Consider the following 18025-nt stretch of genomic DNA (forward strand, 5'->3'; position numbering starts at 1 on the left):
CATGAGCCGTGCCTTCGTCAATGAAGATAACGCCAGCGCGCAAGCCGATCAGCCTGTCGAACGGCAGGTCAGCGCGCAGCCCAATTACGTCACGCCGCAAGGCCTGAAGCTGTTACAGGGCAAAGTCGCCGAACTGCAAACCCTGCATGCCGAGCAATCGGCAAAAGGTGAGCAGGCGGACAAACAGCGCCTGGCCGATCTCGAACGTGATCTGCGTTATTTCAAACAGCGCCTGGGCAGCGCTCAGGTGGTACCCGCCGCGACCTCGACCCAGAAAGTGCAAATCGGCAGTTGGGTGACCTACGCCGATGAACACGCCACCGAGCGCCGGGTACAACTGGTGGGCGAAGATCAGGCCGATGCCGCCCACGGCCTGATCAATTGGGGTTCACCGCTGGGCCGGGCGCTGCTCGGCGCACAACTCAACGACGAAGTACTGTGGCAGCGCCCCGCCGGGGATCAAATGATTGAAGTGATTCGCATCGAACCGACTTAGACGACGCCTTGGGCCAGCATCGCATCGGCGACCTTCACGAAGCCGGCGATGTTCGCCCCCTTGACGTAATTGACCCGACCGTCCTCTTCGCCGTAATGCACGCAAGCGTGGTGAATCGACTGCATGATCGCGTGCAGTTCGCTGTCCACTTCGCCACCGGTCCACGCCAGGCGCATGGCGTTCTGCGACATTTCCAGCCCGCTCACCGCCACGCCGCCGGCGTTGGACGCCTTGCCCGCTGCGAACAGAATGTCGGCCTCGATGAACAGGTCCATCGCCTCGAGGGTGGTCGGCATGTTCGCGCCTTCGGCCACACAGATGCAGCCGTTGCGCAGTAAGGTGCGAGCGGCTTCGACATCCAGTTCGTTTTGCGTTGCGCACGGCAGCGCGATATCGCAGCTCAGGCTCCATGGCAGCTGACCGGTGCGGAACTCCAGGTCAAAACGGCCAGCCAGGCCACGGCGCTTGAGCATTTCTTCGGCGAAGTACACGCAACCGAAACCGGAAGCTTGCGGGCGAATCAGGCTGCCGCCGTAGCTTGGGCCTTTGCCGGTCAGCACACTGGTGAACTGGTTGTTCAAGCGCTAGTGCTGGCCGAACAGGAAACCGATTTCCCGCGCACCGACGCCGATGTCCCCGGCTGGCACGTCAACGTCCGCACCAATGTGGCGGTACAACTCGCTCATGAAGGCCTGGCAGAAGCGCATGACTTCCGCGTCGCTTTTGCCTTTGGGGTCGAAGTCCGAACCACCCTTGCCACCGCCCATGGGCAATGAAGTCAGGGAGTTTTTGAAGGTCTGTTCGAAGGAGAGGAATTTCAGCACGCCCATGTTCACCGACGGGTGAAAACGCAGACCGCCCTTGTACGGGCCGATCGCGCTGTTCATCTGGATGCGGAACCCGCGATTGACCTGGACTTTGCCCCGATCGTCGACCCACGACACGCGAAACACCAGCGCCCACTCCGGCTCGCAGATGCGTTCCAGAATGCCCGAGGTCAGGTAATGCGGATTGGCTTCAAGAAACGGCCACAGAGTGCGCAGGACTTCTTCTACAGCCTGGTGGAATTCGGGTTGATCCGGAGTTCTGCACCAACAGTTACACCGCCATCGCTGGCAAGCCAGCTCCTACAGTGTCCGTGAGTTTTTCCGGATCTCGGGCAATCCACATTCCTGTAGGAGCTGGCTTGCCGGCGATGAACTCACCGCGATACCACTGAAAAAACGCAAAAAAAACGGAGCCCGAAGGCTCCGCTCTCTTATGCAACCAACCCGAAATCAGGCCAGTTTCTTGTGGCGTACACGATGCGGCTGAGCAGCTGCTTCGCCGAGACGCTTTTTACGATCGGCTTCGTATTCGCTGTAGTTGCCTTCGAAGAACACCGCTTGCGAGTCGTCTTCGTACGCCAGGATGTGAGTCGCGACGCGGTCAAGGAACCACCGATCGTGAGAGATCACAATGGCGGCGCCCGGGAAGTCCAGCAGGGCTTCTTCCAGGGAACGCAGGGTTTCGACGTCGAGGTCGTTGGACGGTTCGTCGAGCAGCAGGACGTTGCCGCCCTCTTTCAGGGTCAGGGCCAGGTGCAAGCGACCGCGCTCACCACCGGACAGGTCCTTGACGAACTTCTGCTGATCGCCGCCCTTGAAGTTGAAGCGACCGACGTAGGTACGCGACGGGATCTCGTAGTTGCCGATGCGGATCTGGTCGGAACCGTCGGAGATCTGCTGGAACACGGTCTTGCTGCCGTCCAGATCCTCGCGGCTCTGATCCACACAAGCAAGCTGCACGGTTTCACCGACTTCGATGCTGCCCGAATCCGGCGTTTCCTTGCCCATCAGCATGCGGAACAGGGTCGACTTACCGGCACCGTTACCGCCGATCACGCCGACGATGGCGCCTTTAGGCATGGAGAACGACAGGTTGTCGATCAGCACGCGATCGCCGTAGCCCTTGGTGACGTTCTTGAATTCGATGACCTTGTCGCCCAGGCGCGGACCGGCCGGGATGTAGATCTCGTTGGTTTCGCTGCGCTTCTGGAATTCCTGGGATTGCATTTCTTCGAAGCGTTGCAGACGTGCCTTGGATTTCGACTGGCGGGCCTTGGCGCCTTTGCGCACCCACTCCAGTTCTTCCTTCATGGCTTTTTCGTGGGCCGACTGCTGCTTGGATTCTGCAGCCAGACGATCGGACTTGGCTTCCAGCCAACCCGAATAGTTGCCCTCGTAAGGAATGCCCGCGCCGCGGTCCAGTTCCAGAATCCAGCCGGCAACGTTGTCCAGGAAGTAACGGTCGTGCGTGATCGCTACCACGGTGCCCGGGAAGTCGTGCAGGAAGTGCTCAAGCCAGGCGACGGAATCGGCGTCCAGGTGGTTGGTCGGTTCGTCGAGCAGCAGCATGTCCGGGGCGGACAGCAGCAGGCGGCACAGGGCTACACGACGCTTTTCACCACCGGACAGAACTTCGACCTTGGCATCCCAGGCCGGCAGACGCAACGCGTCGGCGGCGACTTCCAGCTGGCGCTCCAGGTTGTGACCGTCGCTGGCTTGCAGGATGGCTTCGAGCTTGGCCTGTTCGGCCGCCAGTTTGTCGAAGTCGGCGTCTTCTTCAGCGTAAGCTGCGTAGACCTCATCCAGGCGAGCCTGGGCATTCTTGATCACGCTGACCGCTTCCTCGACCACTTCACGCACGGTTTTGGTCGGGTCCAGGATCGGCTCTTGTGGCAGATAACCGATGTTCAGCTCCGGCATTGGGCGGGCTTCGCCCTCGAACTCGGTGTCGACGCCGGCCATGATTTTCAGCAACGTGGACTTACCCGAACCGTTGAGGCCGAGCACGCCGATCTTGGCGCCGGGGAAGAAGGACAGAGAAATATTTTTCAGGATTTCCCGCTTCGGCGGAACAACTTTGCCCAGCCGATGCATGGTGAATACGTATTGAGCCATGGAGAACCTAGGGTCAGTGACTGATGAATGATTGGAGCGCAGGCGATGCCCGGCCAGACCGTGCGCGTCGCTCGCTTGAGGCTATCAATACGTGCGCGCTGAAAAAGTCTGAGTCTAGGAGCTGGAACGCTCCCGCGTAACCGGCAAAGCTACCTTAATGACAGATGGCAGTCCAGCCGACGGGCAGGGACTGGCACTTCGCCACAACTCAAGGCATGCTAGCCGCCCTTCGGGCGTCCGGCTTATAGTGCACGTCGCGCCAGTCCAGCCAAACCGCAGGATTACAGCTTGTCCAAAGCCCCTCCGCCCCTGACTTCCAGTGAGCCGGCCACAGCGCCCGGCTCCCCCCTGCGCGGGACCTTGAAGGGCACCTTGGCGACACTTGCACTATTGCTGCTGGCCCTGTTGTTCTGGCAATTGCTCGATCAGTTGCGCGAAACCCAGAAAAACCAGCGTCAATACACCATCGATTACACCGCCGATCTAGCCGCGCAGGTCAGCCTGAACATGGCGCTCAACGCGCAGATCGCCCTCAACCTGTTGCCGATCGTCGAGCAACCGCAGGACGCCGATGAGCTGCAGGCGCTGCTGCGCAAGCTGCAACAGTCGCTGCCTGATCTGCGCAGCCTGGCGTTGCTCAGCCCCTCGGGAAGAGTCATCAGTGACAGCGCTCCCGACAGCGATGACAGCGGCTACCTGGGTGAACTGATACGCCGCAGCCACGCCCAGACGCACTACTTCAGCAACGCCACCGACGGCTCCGTGGTGCATTTATTGTTGCATCAGGCCAGCGGCAGTTCCCGAGGCTATTGGGTCTTGCGTCTGCCCCCCACCTTCTTTTCGTCCTTGATCAAGCAAAGCGAGGCCGGCCGCCGCCCATTGTGGCTGGTGGAGAACCGCATCAATCATCAGATCATCAGCCGCGACGATGCGCTGCCCTCGGTCAATCCGGGCACGCTGACCGAGGACGATGTCGCCAACAGCGTGCTGACCGTTGCGCTGAGCAGCAGCGATTGGCAACTGCGCGGCTTGTTCGACCGCCAGCGCGTGCTGGAAGAGCTGCTGCCGGCGTTCATCGGCAAATGTCTGCTGGGCCTGGCGTTTTCCATGCTGCCGTTCATCGCCTTGCTGAACATGCGCCGGCGTCAGCGCCAATTGAGCGAAGGCCGCCGGCGTTATCAGGACATTTTCGAAGGCACCGGCGTAGCCTTGTGCGTCCTCGACATGTCCGGGCTCAAGGTCTTTTTCGACAAGGCACAACTGCAGGGCAGCGAGCAACTGCAAGCGTGGCTGGCGATCCCGGAACAACGCCGGCAATTGCTCAAGGAATTGCGGATCTCCGAGGTCAACCAGGTCGCACTGCAACTGCTTAATGTCGATAGCGCTGACAAAGCCTGGAAACTGCTGATCGACGGCCATCCGCAGGACGGCACCGCCATCGGCAACCAGGTGCTCGACGCGATGCTCAACCGGCAGCAACTGCTTGAGCTGGAAATCAAACTGCAGGATGCCAGCGGTCGCGACCAGCATCTATGGCTGGTGCTGCGCCTGCCGCAAACCCAGGACGACTATAACGCAGTGATCCTGAGCATCACCGACATCACCAGCCGCAAGCTCATCGAATTGTCACTGCAGGAGCGCGAAGGGTTTTGGTCGGACGTGGTGCGCACCGTACCGGATCACCTGTATGTGCAGCATGTTTTCAGCCAGCGCATGATCTACAGCAACCATCATCTGGGCCAGACACTGGGTTACAACCGCACCGAACTGCACCAGATGGGCGAATACTTCTGGGAAATCCTCCTGCACCCCGAAGACGCCGACTATTACCATCGCTCCCGCCAGGTCCAGCGCCAGGCCGGTTATCGCCAATTGATGCAGTGCCAGTTACGCTTCCGTCATCGGGACGGCCAGTGGCGACGCTTCGAGATTCGCGAGCAGGCACTGGCGCGGGACAAGGACGATCAGGTCACGCGGATCATCGGCGTGGCCAAGGACATCACCGACCAGCTTGAAGCCAGTGAATCCCTGCGCGACAGCGAACAGCGCTACCGGATGCTCGCCGAAAGCATCAGCGACGTGATCTTCTCCACCGACAGCCGCCTGAACCTCAATTACGTCAGCCCTTCCGTGCAAGCGGTGTTGGGTTACGACGCCGAGTGGATTTTCCAGAACGGCTGGCAATCGACCATCGCCAACCCGCAACAACTGACCGGCATCTACCACCTGATGGACCGGGTCAGCAAAGCGCTGGATCAGCCGGACCAACTGGCGCTGCTGCGCAGCCAGGTGCAAACCCAACTGTTCCTGTTCGATTGCCTGCGGGCCGACGGGCGCAAGATCCCGATCGAACTGCGCCTGGTATTGGTCTGGGACGAACACGGTACGTTCGAAGGCGTGCTCGGCGTCGGCCGCGACATCAGCCAGCAACGCCGGGCGGAAAAAGACTTGCGCATGGCCGCCACGGTATTCGAACACTCGACCTCGGCGATCCTGATCACCGACCCGGCCGGCTACATCGTCCAGGCCAACGAGGCCTTCAGCCGTGTCAGCGGCTATGCCGTGGAGCAGGTCCTCGACCAGCTGCCGAACATGCTGACCGTCGACGAGCAACAGGAATCCCATCTGCGTTACGTCCTCAAGCAATTGGCCCAGCACAGCACCTGGGAAGGCGAAGTCTGGCTCAAGCGTCGCAATGGCGAGCACTACCCGGCCTGGGTCGGGATCACCGCCGTACTCGATGACGAAGGCGACCTGGCCAGCTATGTGTGTTTCTTCAGCGACATCAGCGAGCGCAAGGCCAGCGAACAGCGGATTCACCGCCTTGCCTACTACGACGCCCTGACCCACCTGCCCAACCGATCGCTGTTCCAGGATCGCCTGCACACGGCGTTGCAATCGGCCGAACGGCAGAAGTCGTGGGTGGTGCTGATGTTCCTCGATCTCGACCGTTTCAAGCCGATCAACGACTCCCTGGGCCACGCCGCCGGCGACCGCATGCTCAAGGAAATGGCCACGCGCCTGCTTGGTTGCGTCGACGATGACGACACCGTGGCGCGCATGGGCGGTGACGAATTCACCTTGCTCCTGCAACCACGAGCCAACCGTGAAATCGCCCTGAACCGGGCGATTCATGTGGCCGAGCAGATTCTCGCCAGCCTGGTGAAACCGTTCGTGCTCGAAGGCCGCGAGTTCTTCGTCACGGCCAGTATCGGTATCGCCCTGAGCCCGCAGGACGGCAACGAACTCAGCCAGCTGATGAAGAACGCCGACACGGCGATGTACCACGCCAAGGAACGTGGCAAGAACAACTTCCAGTTCTATCAGGCGGACATGAATGCCAGCGCCCTGGAGCGACTGGAGCTGGAAAGCGACTTGCGCCATGCCCTGGAACAGAACGAATTCGTGCTGTATTACCAGCCGCAGTTCAGCGGCGACGGCAAGCGCCTGACCGGTGCCGAGGCATTGTTGCGCTGGCGCCATCCACGCCGCGGTCTGGTGCCGCCGGGGGATTTCATTCCGGTGCTCGAAGAGCTCGGGCTGGTGGTGGATGTCGGCGACTGGGTGATCAGCGAAGCCTGCCGCCAACTGAAGGCCTGGCATCAGGCCAGGGTACGGGTGCCGAAGGTGTCGGTGAACATCTCGGCGCGGCAGTTCTCCGATGGCCAGCTTGGCACGCGAATCGCCACCATCCTCAAGGAAACCGGCCTGCCGCCGGCGTGCCTGGAACTGGAGCTGACCGAAAGTATCCTGATGCGCGAAGTCAGCGAGGCGATGCAGATCCTCGCCGGGCTGAAAAACCTTGGGCTGAGCATCGCGGTGGATGACTTTGGCACCGGTTACTCATCGCTCAACTACCTCAAGCAGTTCCCGATCGACGTACTGAAGATCGACCGCACCTTCGTCGACGGCCTGCCGTCGGGTGAGCAGGATGCGCAGATCGCCCGGGCGATCATCGCCATGGCCCACAGCCTGAACCTGGCGGTGATCGCCGAAGGCGTGGAAACCCACGAACAGCTTGATTTCCTGAGGGAGCACGGTTGCGACGAGGTGCAGGGTTACCTGTTCGGTCGCCCGATGCCGGCGGGCCGGTTTGAGGCGCAGTTCAGTAACGACGCCCTCTTCATGTTCGACTGAAGTTTTGTGGTGTTGCCGAAAAGATCGCAGCCTGCGGCAGCTCCTACAGGGATTGATGTCGGTCACAGAATCTGGCGGCTACCCCTGCCGAAGGCTGCGATCTTTTGAGGCCGGCACAAACACCATCTATCCACGCATGAACACCACTTGTCTGCGACATGATGCCGTTTCATATGCCATCTAAAACCCATTGGGTTAGAATGCCTCCCTTTTCCGCCCCCGATCCTTGAGGACCGCCATGTTCAGCCGTGATTTGACTATTGCCAAGTACGACGCCGACCTTTTTGCCGCCATGGAGCAAGAAGCTCAGCGCCAGGAAGAACACATCGAGCTGATCGCTTCGGAAAACTACACCAGCCCAGCGGTGATGGAAGCTCAAGGCTCGGTACTGACCAACAAATACGCCGAAGGCTACCCGGGCAAGCGCTACTACGGCGGTTGCGAGTACGTCGACGTGGTTGAGCAACTGGCCATCGACCGCGCCAAAGAGCTGTTCGGTGCCGACTACGCCAACGTTCAGCCGCACGCCGGTTCGCAAGCCAACAGCGCCGTTTACCTGGCCCTGCTGTCGGCTGGCGACACCATCCTGGGCATGAGCCTGGCCCACGGCGGTCACCTGACCCACGGTGCCAGCGTTTCGTCTTCCGGCAAGCTGTACAACGCCATCCAGTACGGCATCGATGCCAACGGCCTGATCGACTACGACGAAGTCGAGCGCCTGGCCGTTGAGCACAAGCCAAAAATGATCGTGGCCGGTTTCTCTGCCTACTCGCAGATCCTCGACTTCCCGCGCTTTCGCGAGATCGCCGACAAAGTAGGTGCCTATCTCTTTGTTGATATGGCTCACGTTGCGGGGCTGGTCGCCGCTGGCGTCTACCCGAACCCGGTTCCATTCGCTGACGTGGTGACCACCACCACCCACAAGACCCTGCGCGGTCCACGTGGCGGCCTGATCCTGGCTCGCGCCAACGCCGACATCGAGAAGAAACTGAACTCCGCCGTATTCCCGGGCGCCCAGGGCGGCCCGCTGGAGCACGTGATCGCCGCTAAAGCGATCTGCTTCAAGGAAGCGCTGCAGCCTGAGTTCAAGGTTTACCAGCAACAAGTGGTGAAGAACGCCCAGGCCATGGCCGGCGTGTTCATCGAACGCGGCTTCGACGTGGTTTCCGGCGGTACTCAGAACCACCTGTTCCTGCTGTCGCTGATCAAGCAGGAAATTTCCGGTAAAGACGCCGACGCCGCTCTGGGCAAAGCGTTCATCACCGTGAACAAGAACTCCGTGCCAAACGACCCACGCTCTCCGTTCGTCACTTCCGGCCTGCGCTTCGGCACCCCGGCCGTGACCACTCGTGGCTTCAAGGAAGCAGAGTGCAAGGAACTGGCCGGCTGGATCTGCGACATCCTGGCTGACCTGAACAACGAAGCGGTGATCGACGCCGTTCGTGAGAAGGTCAAGGCCATCTGCAAGAAGCTACCGGTGTACGGCGCTTAATTGCCCCGTTAAATCCGCAGCATGAAGAACCGGCCAAGTGATTGGCCGGTTTTTTTTCGCCCGCAAATTGACACCGCTTACCTGTAGGAGCTGCCGAAGGCTGCGATCTTTTGATCCTCAAAAAAGCAAAATCAAAAGATCGCAGCCTTCGGCAGCTCCTACGAGACCAGCACCACTGGTCAGACCGGTCATGCCAATTTTCTAATTTTTACTTGCGAACACCCAAAAATAGCGCCTAGACTGCGCCTGCACTGGACATACCGGTAAGACCACAATAATTAAGTCCTGAATCTGATGTGCCCCGCACACGGAAGCCAGGACACCGACCAGGATTCCTCCCATGCTCAGATGGTGCTCGCGTTCAATCTTCCTCCAAGTGGTTCTCGGACTGGTGCTCGGCATCGTCTGCGGGCTGACCCTTCCCGAATACTCCGCTCAGCTCAAACCGCTCGGTGACGGTTTTATCAAGCTGATCAAAATGCTCATCGGCCTGATTGTGTTTTGCGTAGTGGTCAGCGGCATCAGCGGTGCCGGCGACCTGAAGAAGGTCGGCCGAATCGGCCTGAAATCGGTGATCTACTTTGAAGTGCTGACCACCATCGCCCTGGTGATTGGCCTGGTGTTCGCCTTCAGCACTGGCATCGGCAGCGGCGCGAACATCCATCTGGAGCAGCTTTCCGCAGCCGATATGGGCGACATTGCCCAGCGCGGTCAGCACATGCACACCACCACACAGTTCCTGATGGACCTGATTCCGACTTCGGTGATCGGTGCCTTTGCCGATAACAATATCCTGCAGGTCCTGCTGTTTTCAGTGTTGTTCGGCAGTGCACTGAATCTGGTGGGAGAAGCGGCATCGGGTATTTCGCGTCTGATCAATGAACTCAGCCATGTGATCTTCCGCATCATGGGCATGATCGTGCGACTGGCCCCCATCGGTGTATTCGGCGCGATCGCCTTCACCACCAGCAAATATGGCCTGGACTCGCTGCAACACCTGGGCAGCCTGGTCGGCCTGTTCTACCTGACCTGTACTGCCTTCGTGGCCCTGATTCTCGGCCTGGTAATGCGCCTCTCTGGCTTGAAGATGTGGCCGTTGCTCAAGTACCTGCGCGAAGAACTGCTGATCGTCATGGGCACCGCGTCCTCCGATGCCGTGCTGCCACAAATCATGCGCAAGCTTGAGCATCTGGGCATCGGCAGTTCGACGGTCGGGTTGGTGATACCTACCGGTTACTCGTTCAACCTCGACGGTTTCTCGATCTACCTGACCCTGGCCATTGTGTTCATCGCCAATGCCACCGGCACGCCGCTGGCGATGACCGACCTGTTGACGATTCTGTTGGTGTCGTTGATCACCTCCAAGGGTGCCCACGGTATTCCAGGCTCGGCGCTGGTGATCCTGGCGGCCACCCTGACAGCCATTCCGGCCATTCCGGTGGTGGGTCTGGTGCTGGTGCTGGCCGTGGACTGGTTCATGGGCATCGGCCGGGCGCTGACCAATCTGATCGGCAACTGTGTGGCGACCGTCGCCATCGCGCGGTGGGAAAAGGACATCGATGTGCAGCGGGCGAACAAGGTACTTTCCGGCCAGGCGGGTTATACCTTCCAGCCGAGAAAACCGGTTGCTCAAGCGGCAGCCAAAGAATTCTGAATGACCGCCGTGCCTGCCGACCGCAGGCACGGCTCATGGAGCAAGCAAGTGATTACCTCATCAACCGTCGTCAACTCAGTGGTAGAAAAACTTCGGGCCGCTTTGGCCCGTGGTCAGTGGCGCTCCGGCGAAATGCTGCCGGGGCAACGCGAACTGGCCGAACAACTGGGCATCAGCCGCCCGAGCCTGCGTGAGGCGGTCATCGTCCTGGAAACCCTCGGCCTGGTGCGTTCGATGCCGGGCAAAGGCGTGGTGGTGCTCGAAGCCAATCTCGCCGACAGCCAGACGCATGACAGTGCAGTGGCCGCAGCGAGCCTGGAAGACGTGCTGCAACTGCGCTACACGCTGGAGCCGTTCATCGTCGGCCTCGTGGCGCAGTCCATCAGCAGCAAGGAAGTCGGGCAACTGCGCCTGACCTTGATGGACATGCGCGAAGCCCTGGAGGCCAATGACAGTGAAGCCGGCGTAACCGCCTACATCGCGTTCCACGAAGAGCTGTTCACGCTGACGTCGAACCCGATCTTCCAGAGCGTGGTCCAGCAAACCAGCAATGCCCTCAAGCAAAGCGCCGAAGTGTTGCGCAACTCCCCGGAGCATCTGGCTGAGCGCCTTGAAGAAAACGAAGCGGTGGTGCGGGCGATCCGCAGCAAGAACAGCGCCCAGGCCAGCGCCGAGATGCGTCGGCACATTTTGCGCGAAGGCCAGCGCATGGGCATCGAACTGAACATCCCGGAAGACAACCTCGGCAGTTGAAACCTCTTCGAACTGGAGATTGGCCATGAACAGCTTCGCCTCGCCACAAACGCTCGCCACCCTGCCCGTCCGCCCTTCGGTGGATGATCTGTATTCACGAGTCCTCGATGCCATTTTCGAACAGCGCATCCATTCGGCCAGTCGCTTTACGGAAGAAAGCCTGGCGCAGATGTTCGGTGCAAGGCGCAGCGACATGCGTGACGTGCTGACGCGACTGTCCCATCAGCAGATCATCATTCTTCGAGTCAACCATCGTCCCCGCGTCGCCGAGCTTGATGCCGAGCAGACCCGGCAGACACTGCATGCCCGGCGTCTGGCCGAGATCTTGCTGGTGCGGCTGGCCTGTCAGCGACCCTGCGCGCAAGACCTGAAGCAACTGCGGGCGCTGGTCGATAGCGAGCGTCAATGCACCGAGCGTGGACGGGGAATTCGTTTGTCGGGAGAGTTTCATCTGCAGTTGGCACAAATGGCGGGGAATGCACCGTTGGCGCATTTTCTTGAGAGCCTGGTACCGCTGACTTCGTTGGCGATTGCGCAGTTTGATCTGCCGCAGAAGGATTATTGCGTGGAGCACATGGAGATTCTGGATGCGTTGGAGCGAGGAGACGCCGCGACGGCGCAAGCCGTGCTTAACCGGCATCTGGATTATCTGGAAGATTTGTTGCTGAGCCCTGCATCGGCACTGGACCAAAACTGTGCCACAGGTTAGTCCGCTTTCGTCGGAACGCCGCCCGGAGCAGCCTCGCCCCCACAGGGGACTGCACTTCAAATGTGGGAGCGACGGTGCGGCGATCCGACCTGCTCGCGATGGCGGCTCAAGGCTCGCTGCAACTTCTGACTTTAATCCGCCGCCACCCGCGCAAACCCCTCGCGAATCTTTTCTTCCGGCAAGTCATCGGCAATGAACACGATCACGCTCTCGCGCACTTCCTCTTCAGCCCACTCTGTATCCCAGTCGAAACCATAAAGCTTCAGCACACCCTGAAACACCATGCGACGAGATTCGCCGAGGATATTCAACACACCTTTGTAGCGCAGCAGTTGCTTGCCATGGTCTTCCAGCAGCTCATTCATGAACTCGCTGAGCCTGTCGATATCCAGCGGCTTGTCGGTGCGCAGCACCAGGCTGGAAATGCGGTCCATGGACGGAGCAGCCTGGCTGACCGGGCGCAAACTCACGCCGCCACCGAGGTCTGCATTGAGGTTGAAACCGCGGACATCAAGCAGTTCAGCCAGGTCGATCCTGCCGTGGTCAACCATGCGAATCGGCGCTCGACGGTTGATACGGGTCAGGCGCTCGCTCAGCGCGGTAAAGGTTGGCTCGTCCACCAGATCGCGCTTGCTCACCAGCAAGCGGTCGGCAAAACCGATCTGTGCCTGGGCGATGGTCTGGGTCAGATGCAGATCAGCGTGGGCGGCATCGACCAGGGTGATGATGCCGTCGAGGATATAGCGTTCACGCAGTTCTTCGTCGATGAAGAAGGTTTGTGCCACGGGCGCCGGGTCGGCCAGGCCGGTGCATTCGATCACCAGGCGGTCGAAGGCGATGTCGCCGCTGTCCAGGCGTTCAAGTAGCAGGTACAAGGCCTTGGTCAGGTCGGTGTGGATGGTGCAGCAGACGCAGCCATTCGACAGCGTCATCACTTGCACAGGCTCGTCGCCCAACAACTGGGTATCGATACCGGCATCGCTGAATTCGTTCTCGATCACGGCAATTTTCAGGCCGTGCTCGGCTTTGAGCAGGTGGCGCAACAGGGTGGTTTTACCAGCGCCGAGGAAGCCGCTGAGGATTGTGACCGGGATGGGTGTGAGCAAAACAAAAATCTCCCCTACGCTTAAAAAACTGTAGGAGCGAGCTCGCTCCTACAAGATCAACAACACTTCGGCCCACCCTTGCCACCGTAACGGGCTTCCTGACGCTCCCGAAAGAACATCTCATAGCTCATCACCGGTTTGTCCGGGTGCTTGGTCTGCATATGCTCGACGTAGTTGTCGTAGTCGGGCATGCCGACCATCAGGCGCGCGGCCTGACCGAGGTATTTACCGAGGCGACTCAGGTCATTGAACATAGTGCAAATCCTCGATCATGCTTCCGGCAGCGCCTGGAATGGCGCTTCCTTATCCGTACGCTCCTTGCTGCCCCAGGCGGAGATACCAACCTTGAGCGCGAAGAACAGGATGCTGAACACCACGAACAGGAACAGCGCGGTCAGCGTTGCGTTGGTGTAGGCGTTGAAGATCACGTGCTGCATCTGGGTGATGTCCTTGGCCGGGGCGAGGATCTGACCGTTGGCCAGGGCATCGCTGTATTTCCTGGCCAGCGACAGGAAGCCGATCGCCGGGTTGGCATCGAACAGCTTGATGAAGCCCGCCGTGGTGGTGCAGATCAACAGCCATACCGCCGGCAGCAAGGTCACCCAGATGTAGCGTTGGCGTTTCATCTTGATCAGCACTACGGTGCCAAGCATCAGCGCGATACCGGCCAGCATCTGGTTGGAGATACCGAACAGCGGCCACAAGGTGTTGATGCCGCCCAGCGGATCGATCACGCCCTGATACAGCAACCAGCCCCACATGGTCACGCAACCGGCGGTAGCGATCAGGTTGGCAGTCCAGGATTCGGTGCGGCGCAGGGCCGGCACGAACGAACCGAGCAAGTCCTGGAGCATGAAACGCCCGGCACGGGTACCGGCGTCGACCGCGGTCAGGATGAACAGCGCTTCAAACAGGATCGCGAAGTGGTACCAGAACGCCATGGTGTTTTCACCCGGCAGAACACTGTGCAGGATTTGAGCGATCCCCACCGCCAGGGTTGGCGCACCACCGGCACGGGCCAGGATGGTGGTTTCACCGATGTCGTGGGCCACCGCTTGCAGGGCTTCCGGCGTGATGGCAAAGCCCCAGTTGCTGACCGCTGTTGCTACCGCCACCACATCCCCGCCGACAACCGCAGCCGGACTGTTCATGGCGAAGTACACACCCGGTTCGATCACCGACGCGGCGACCATGGCCATGATCGCCACGAACGATTCCATCAGCATGCCGCCGTAACCGATGTAGCGGGCGTTGGTTTCGTTATCCAGCAGTTTCGGCGTGGTCCCGGAGGCGATCAGCGCGTGGAAACCCGACACCGCGCCACAGGCGATGGTGATGAACAGGAACGGGAACAGACCGCCCTTCCATACCGGGCCGGTGCCGTCGATGAACTGGGTCAGAGCCGGCATTTTCAGCTCGGGCATGGTGATCAGAATGCCGATGGCCAGGGCGACGATGGTGCCGATTTTCAGGAAGGTCGACAGGTAGTCACGGGGTGCCAGAATCAGCCACACCGGCAACACCGCCGCGACAAAACCGTAACCGATCAGCATCCAGGTGATCTGGATACCGGTAAAGCTGAACGCCTTGGCCCACACCGGATCCGCGGCAATCTGCCCGCCGAGCCAGATCGAACCGAGCAGCAATAGCACGCCGATCACCGAGATTTCACCGATGCGACCCGGACGGATGTAGCGCATGTAAATGCCCATGAACATCGCGATCGGGATGGTCGCCATCACCGTGAAAATGCCCCACGGGCTTTCGGCCAGGGCTTTCACCACGATCAACGCCAGCACCGCGAGGATGATGATCATGATCAGGAAGCAACCGAACAGCGCGATGGTCCCGGGGATGCGGCCCATTTCCTCACGGACCATGTCGCCCAGCGAACGGCCGTTGCGGCGGGTGGACATGAACAGGACCATGAAGTCCTGCACCGCACCGGCCAGCACCACGCCAGCAATCAGCCACAGCGTGCCGGGCAAGTAGCCCATCTGCGCCGCCAGCACCGGACCGACCAGCGGACCTGCGCCAGCGATGGCCGCAAAGTGGTGACCGAAGAGTACGTGTTTGTTGGTCGGCACATAGTCCAGACCATCGTTGTTGAGCACAGCCGGAGTGGCCCGATTGGGATCGAGCTGCATCACTTTATTGGCGATGAACAGGCTGTAGTAGCGGTAGGCAACAAGGTAGATGGCGACGGCTGCGACTACGATCCACAGGGCGTTGATCGCTTCGCCGCGGCGCAGGGCCACGACACTCAGCGCAATCGCTCCCAGGACAGCCACGGCAAACCAGGCGAGGTGTTTAGCCAGACGGGGCATAGCGTGTCTCCTGCCGACAGCCAGTGACTGCGGCGGTAATTTTTATAATTGTGTCCGCGGTGCGGAGCTGGCCCAATATCTGCGCATGACGTCCACAAATAAATCCGCGTTACTACGTACGTGGTGTCTACGTAGTTCTACGTAGACACCACCGCCCCCTGTAGGAGAGAGCCTGCTCGCGATGGCGGTGTGCCATTCAACATCGATTCGTCTGATACACCGCCATCGCGAGCAGGCTCGCTCCTACAAGGCGCCTCTTTGGCATATGATCCCGAGCCTTCGCGCGGGCAGGAGTCAACATGCAGCTCAAACACAAGATCGTCGCCCTCGGGATTCTGCCGCTGGTGCTGGCCATTGCCGTCATCTGCGCGCTGGTGATATCCCTCAACCGCCAATTGGGCGACCAACAGGCGCAACTGATCGAAGACAGCATTCTGGCGAGCAAGCGCGCGGAGCTGAAAAACTACGTGGAAATGGCCCAGAGCCTGATCGAGCCGCTGTACGACGACGGCCACGGTGATGCCCACGCCCAGCAACAAGTGCTGGAAGAACTGCGCAAGCTCAGCTTCGGCATCAACGGCTACTTCTTCGTCTACGACCACGAAGGCCGCAGCCTGATGCATGCCCGCCAGTCGGAACTGGTGGGCCAATACCTGTGGGACATGAAAGACCCCCACGGCCTGCCGGTGATTCAGGCGCTGCTGAAAAGTGCGCAATCGGGCGAAGGTTTTCAACGCTACGCCTGGAACAAACCCTCCTCCGGCCAGGTGACCGACAAACTCGCCTATGTGGTGATGCTCGATCGCTGGGGCTGGATGCTCGGCACCGGCATCTACCTCGAAGACGTCGAGCGCGCCACCCAGCAGGCCCGTGCCGAAGTGGCCATGGGCATCCGCAAGACCATGATGGCGATTGCCGTGGTCGCCCTGGTCGCGGTGCTGTTCGTGTTCGCCACCGGCATGACCCTCAATGTCAGTGAGCATCGACTGGCAGACAAGAAACTGCAGCGCCTGACCCAGCGCATTGTCAGCCTGCAGGAGGAGGAACGATCACGGGTGTCCCGCGAGTTGCACGACGGCATCAGCCAGGTGCTGGTTTCGATCAAGTTTCAGTTCGAACTGGCCAGCCATCTGCTGGAACGCGGACAAGCCAACGACAAGGGCTTGAATACATTAAAAGAAGCCACCGAGCGCCTGGGCGATGCCATCGGCGAAGTCCGCAGTCTATCCCACGACCTGCGCTCATCCTTGCTCGACACCCTTGGCCTGCCAGCGGCCATCGGCCAATTGGCCGCCGAATTCGAGCAGCGCAGCGGGCTGAGCGTGACCTATGACGAAAATGAATTCGACTGCCAACTGGTCGACGGCGCCGCTGTTGCACTGTTCCGCATCGTCCAGGAAGGCCTGACCAATATTGAACGCCATGCGCAGGCGAAGAACGTGTCCATTACCCTGCGCGGCTGCGAACAATCGGTGCGACTGACCGTGGTCGATGACGGTATCGGTTTCAACGTCGCCCAGGTCGAACGTCGTCAGGCCGGCATTGGTTTGCGTAACATCCGCGAACGCGTCGAACATTTTGGCGGACGCTTCGATTTGATCTCGATGCCGGGCAGAAGCGAACTAGACGTGCTGCTGCCGATGAAACCTGGCGCAAAACGCTGATCCGGCCCCAAAAAACTACAAGAGTGAACAGCTGCGATGAACCTGCCCTCCCCGATCCGCGTCGCCCTGGTCGACGATCACTCCCTGGTCCGCGACGGCATCAAGGCGCTGCTGGCCGTGATGTCGCCCCTGGAAATGGTCGGCGAAGCGGAAAACGGCGCCGAGGCCATCGAGATGGTCGGACGCTGCCAGCCGGACCTGCTGCTGGTCGACATCAGCCTGCCGGACATGAACGGCCTGGAACTGACCCGCGTGCTGCGCAGCCAATACCCGTCGCTCAAGGTGCTGGTGCTGAGCATGTACGACAATTACGAATACGTCAGTGAATCGGTGCGCTCCGGCGCCAGCGGCTACGTGCTGAAGAACGCCCCGTCACGTGAAATCATCGCCGCCATCGAGGCCATCAGCAGCGGCGGAACCTTCTACAGCGCCGAAATCGCCCAGCGGCTGATCGCCGACAGGAACACCGACAACGAACTGACTCCGAGGGAAAGCCAGGTGCTGTCGAAGATGGCGCAAGGGTTGAACAACAAGGAAATGGCCCGGGAACTGGACATCAGCGTGCGCACGGTGGAGACACACCGCTTGAGCATTCGGCGCAAGCTCAACATCGACAAGCCGGCGGCACTGGTCAAGTACGCCATCGATCACGGGCTCATTTCCCGCTAACCCCTCCCTCCAGCCCCACCATCCTCTGTAGGAGCTGCCGCAGGCTGCGATCTTTTGATTTTCCAGATCAAAAGAT

At 60.3% G+C, this 18025-nt stretch carries 12 protein-coding genes and 1 pseudogene; 8 read left to right on the forward strand and 5 right to left on the reverse strand.

Going from position 1 to position 18025, the window contains the following annotated elements; genetic code table 11:
• The first annotated feature begins 1 nt into the window (after position 1).
• Positions 2–496, forward strand: coding sequence for a GreA/GreB family elongation factor (locus tag AC1D19_RS23135; protein ID WP_477756669.1), 495 nt, complete (start codon positions 2–4; stop codon positions 494–496).
• Here the strand turns inward: AC1D19_RS23135 and AC1D19_RS23140 are convergent.
• Positions 493–1620 (reverse strand): annotated as a pseudogene (locus tag AC1D19_RS23140) (glutamate dehydrogenase). The gene AC1D19_RS23135 and the pseudogene AC1D19_RS23140 overlap by 4 nt on opposite strands.
• A 153-nt stretch (positions 1621–1773) precedes the next feature.
• Positions 1774–3438: an energy-dependent translational throttle protein EttA gene (gene ettA / locus AC1D19_RS23145; RefSeq protein ID WP_108216411.1), complete on the reverse strand. Its 1665-nt coding sequence runs from the start codon at positions 3436–3438 to the stop codon at positions 1774–1776.
• Positions 3439–3726: 288 nt separating this feature from the next.
• On the opposite strand from ettA, the gene AC1D19_RS23150 reads away from it, so the two are divergent.
• The 5 genes from AC1D19_RS23150 to AC1D19_RS23170 all read left to right on the forward strand — a co-directional run bounded on the left by AC1D19_RS23150 (position 3727) and on the right by AC1D19_RS23170 (position 12183).
• Positions 3727–7575 (forward strand): sensor domain-containing protein, encoded by a 3849-nt coding sequence (locus AC1D19_RS23150; RefSeq protein ID WP_477764652.1) that lies wholly within the window; start codon positions 3727–3729, stop codon positions 7573–7575.
• Positions 7576–7813: 238 nt separating this feature from the next.
• A complete protein-coding gene (gene glyA / locus AC1D19_RS23155) occupies positions 7814–9067 on the forward strand; it encodes a serine hydroxymethyltransferase (RefSeq protein WP_477764653.1) in 1254 nt (417 codons plus the stop codon).
• A gap of 340 nt (positions 9068–9407) precedes the next feature.
• On the forward strand, positions 9408–10721 hold the full coding sequence (locus tag AC1D19_RS23160; protein ID WP_477764654.1) for a C4-dicarboxylate transporter DctA: 1314 nt from the start codon (positions 9408–9410) through the stop codon (positions 10719–10721).
• A gap of 48 nt (positions 10722–10769) precedes the next feature.
• The gene (locus AC1D19_RS23165; RefSeq protein WP_477755053.1) at positions 10770–11474 is read left to right on the forward strand and encodes a FadR/GntR family transcriptional regulator; all 705 of its coding nucleotides are present in this window, start codon (positions 10770–10772) and stop codon (positions 11472–11474) included.
• Between the two features lie 25 nt (positions 11475–11499).
• Complete coding sequence (locus tag AC1D19_RS23170) at positions 11500–12183, forward strand: GntR family transcriptional regulator (protein ID WP_477764655.1); 684 nt, start codon at positions 11500–11502, stop codon at positions 12181–12183.
• Positions 12184–12314: 131 nt separating this feature from the next.
• On the opposite strand, the gene yjiA is transcribed toward AC1D19_RS23170, so the two are convergent.
• The 3 genes from yjiA to AC1D19_RS23185 are packed head-to-tail and all read right to left on the reverse strand — an operon-like array spanning position 12315 to position 15616.
• Positions 12315–13289, reverse strand: a complete 975-nt coding sequence (gene yjiA / locus AC1D19_RS23175; protein ID WP_477764656.1) for a GTPase — start codon at positions 13287–13289, stop codon at positions 12315–12317.
• Between the two features lie 56 nt (positions 13290–13345).
• Positions 13346–13543, reverse strand: a complete 198-nt coding sequence (locus tag AC1D19_RS23180; protein WP_007895266.1) for a YbdD/YjiX family protein — start codon at positions 13541–13543, stop codon at positions 13346–13348.
• Positions 13544–13558: 15 nt separating this feature from the next.
• Positions 13559–15616 (reverse strand): carbon starvation CstA family protein, encoded by a 2058-nt coding sequence (locus tag AC1D19_RS23185; protein ID WP_477764657.1) that lies wholly within the window; start codon positions 15614–15616, stop codon positions 13559–13561.
• Positions 15617–15915: 299 nt separating this feature from the next.
• Between AC1D19_RS23185 and AC1D19_RS23190 the strand changes: the two genes are divergently transcribed.
• The gene (locus AC1D19_RS23190; protein ID WP_477756684.1) at positions 15916–17280 is read left to right on the forward strand and encodes a cache domain-containing protein; all 1365 of its coding nucleotides are present in this window, start codon (positions 15916–15918) and stop codon (positions 17278–17280) included.
• A gap of 36 nt (positions 17281–17316) precedes the next feature.
• On the forward strand, positions 17317–17949 hold the full coding sequence (locus tag AC1D19_RS23195; RefSeq protein ID WP_057396633.1) for a response regulator: 633 nt from the start codon (positions 17317–17319) through the stop codon (positions 17947–17949).
• The last annotated feature ends 76 nt before the right edge of the window (positions 17950–18025 follow it).

The organism is Pseudomonas sp. P1_C12 (genome assembly GCF_056406435.1).

Bases quoted from the DNA above. Each gene is read 5' to 3' on its own strand.
- AC1D19_RS23135 (WP_477756669.1), top strand. From the start codon at position 2: ATGAGCCGTGCCTTCGTCAATGAAGATAACGCCAGCGCGCAAGCCGAT.
- ettA (WP_108216411.1), bottom strand. From the start codon at position 3,438: ATGGCTCAATACGTATTCACCATGCATCGGCTGGGCAAAGTTGTTCCG.
- glyA (WP_477764653.1), top strand. From the start codon at position 7,814: ATGTTCAGCCGTGATTTGACTATTGCCAAGTACGACGCCGACCTTTTT.
- AC1D19_RS23160 (WP_477764654.1), top strand. From the start codon at position 9,408: ATGCTCAGATGGTGCTCGCGTTCAATCTTCCTCCAAGTGGTTCTCGGA.
- AC1D19_RS23170 (WP_477764655.1), top strand. From the start codon at position 11,500: ATGAACAGCTTCGCCTCGCCACAAACGCTCGCCACCCTGCCCGTCCGC.
- AC1D19_RS23180 (WP_007895266.1), bottom strand. From the start codon at position 13,543: ATGTTCAATGACCTGAGTCGCCTCGGTAAATACCTCGGTCAGGCCGCG.
- AC1D19_RS23185 (WP_477764657.1), bottom strand. From the start codon at position 15,616: ATGCCCCGTCTGGCTAAACACCTCGCCTGGTTTGCCGTGGCTGTCCTG.
- AC1D19_RS23190 (WP_477756684.1), top strand. From the start codon at position 15,916: ATGCAGCTCAAACACAAGATCGTCGCCCTCGGGATTCTGCCGCTGGTG.
- AC1D19_RS23195 (WP_057396633.1), top strand. From the start codon at position 17,317: ATGAACCTGCCCTCCCCGATCCGCGTCGCCCTGGTCGACGATCACTCC.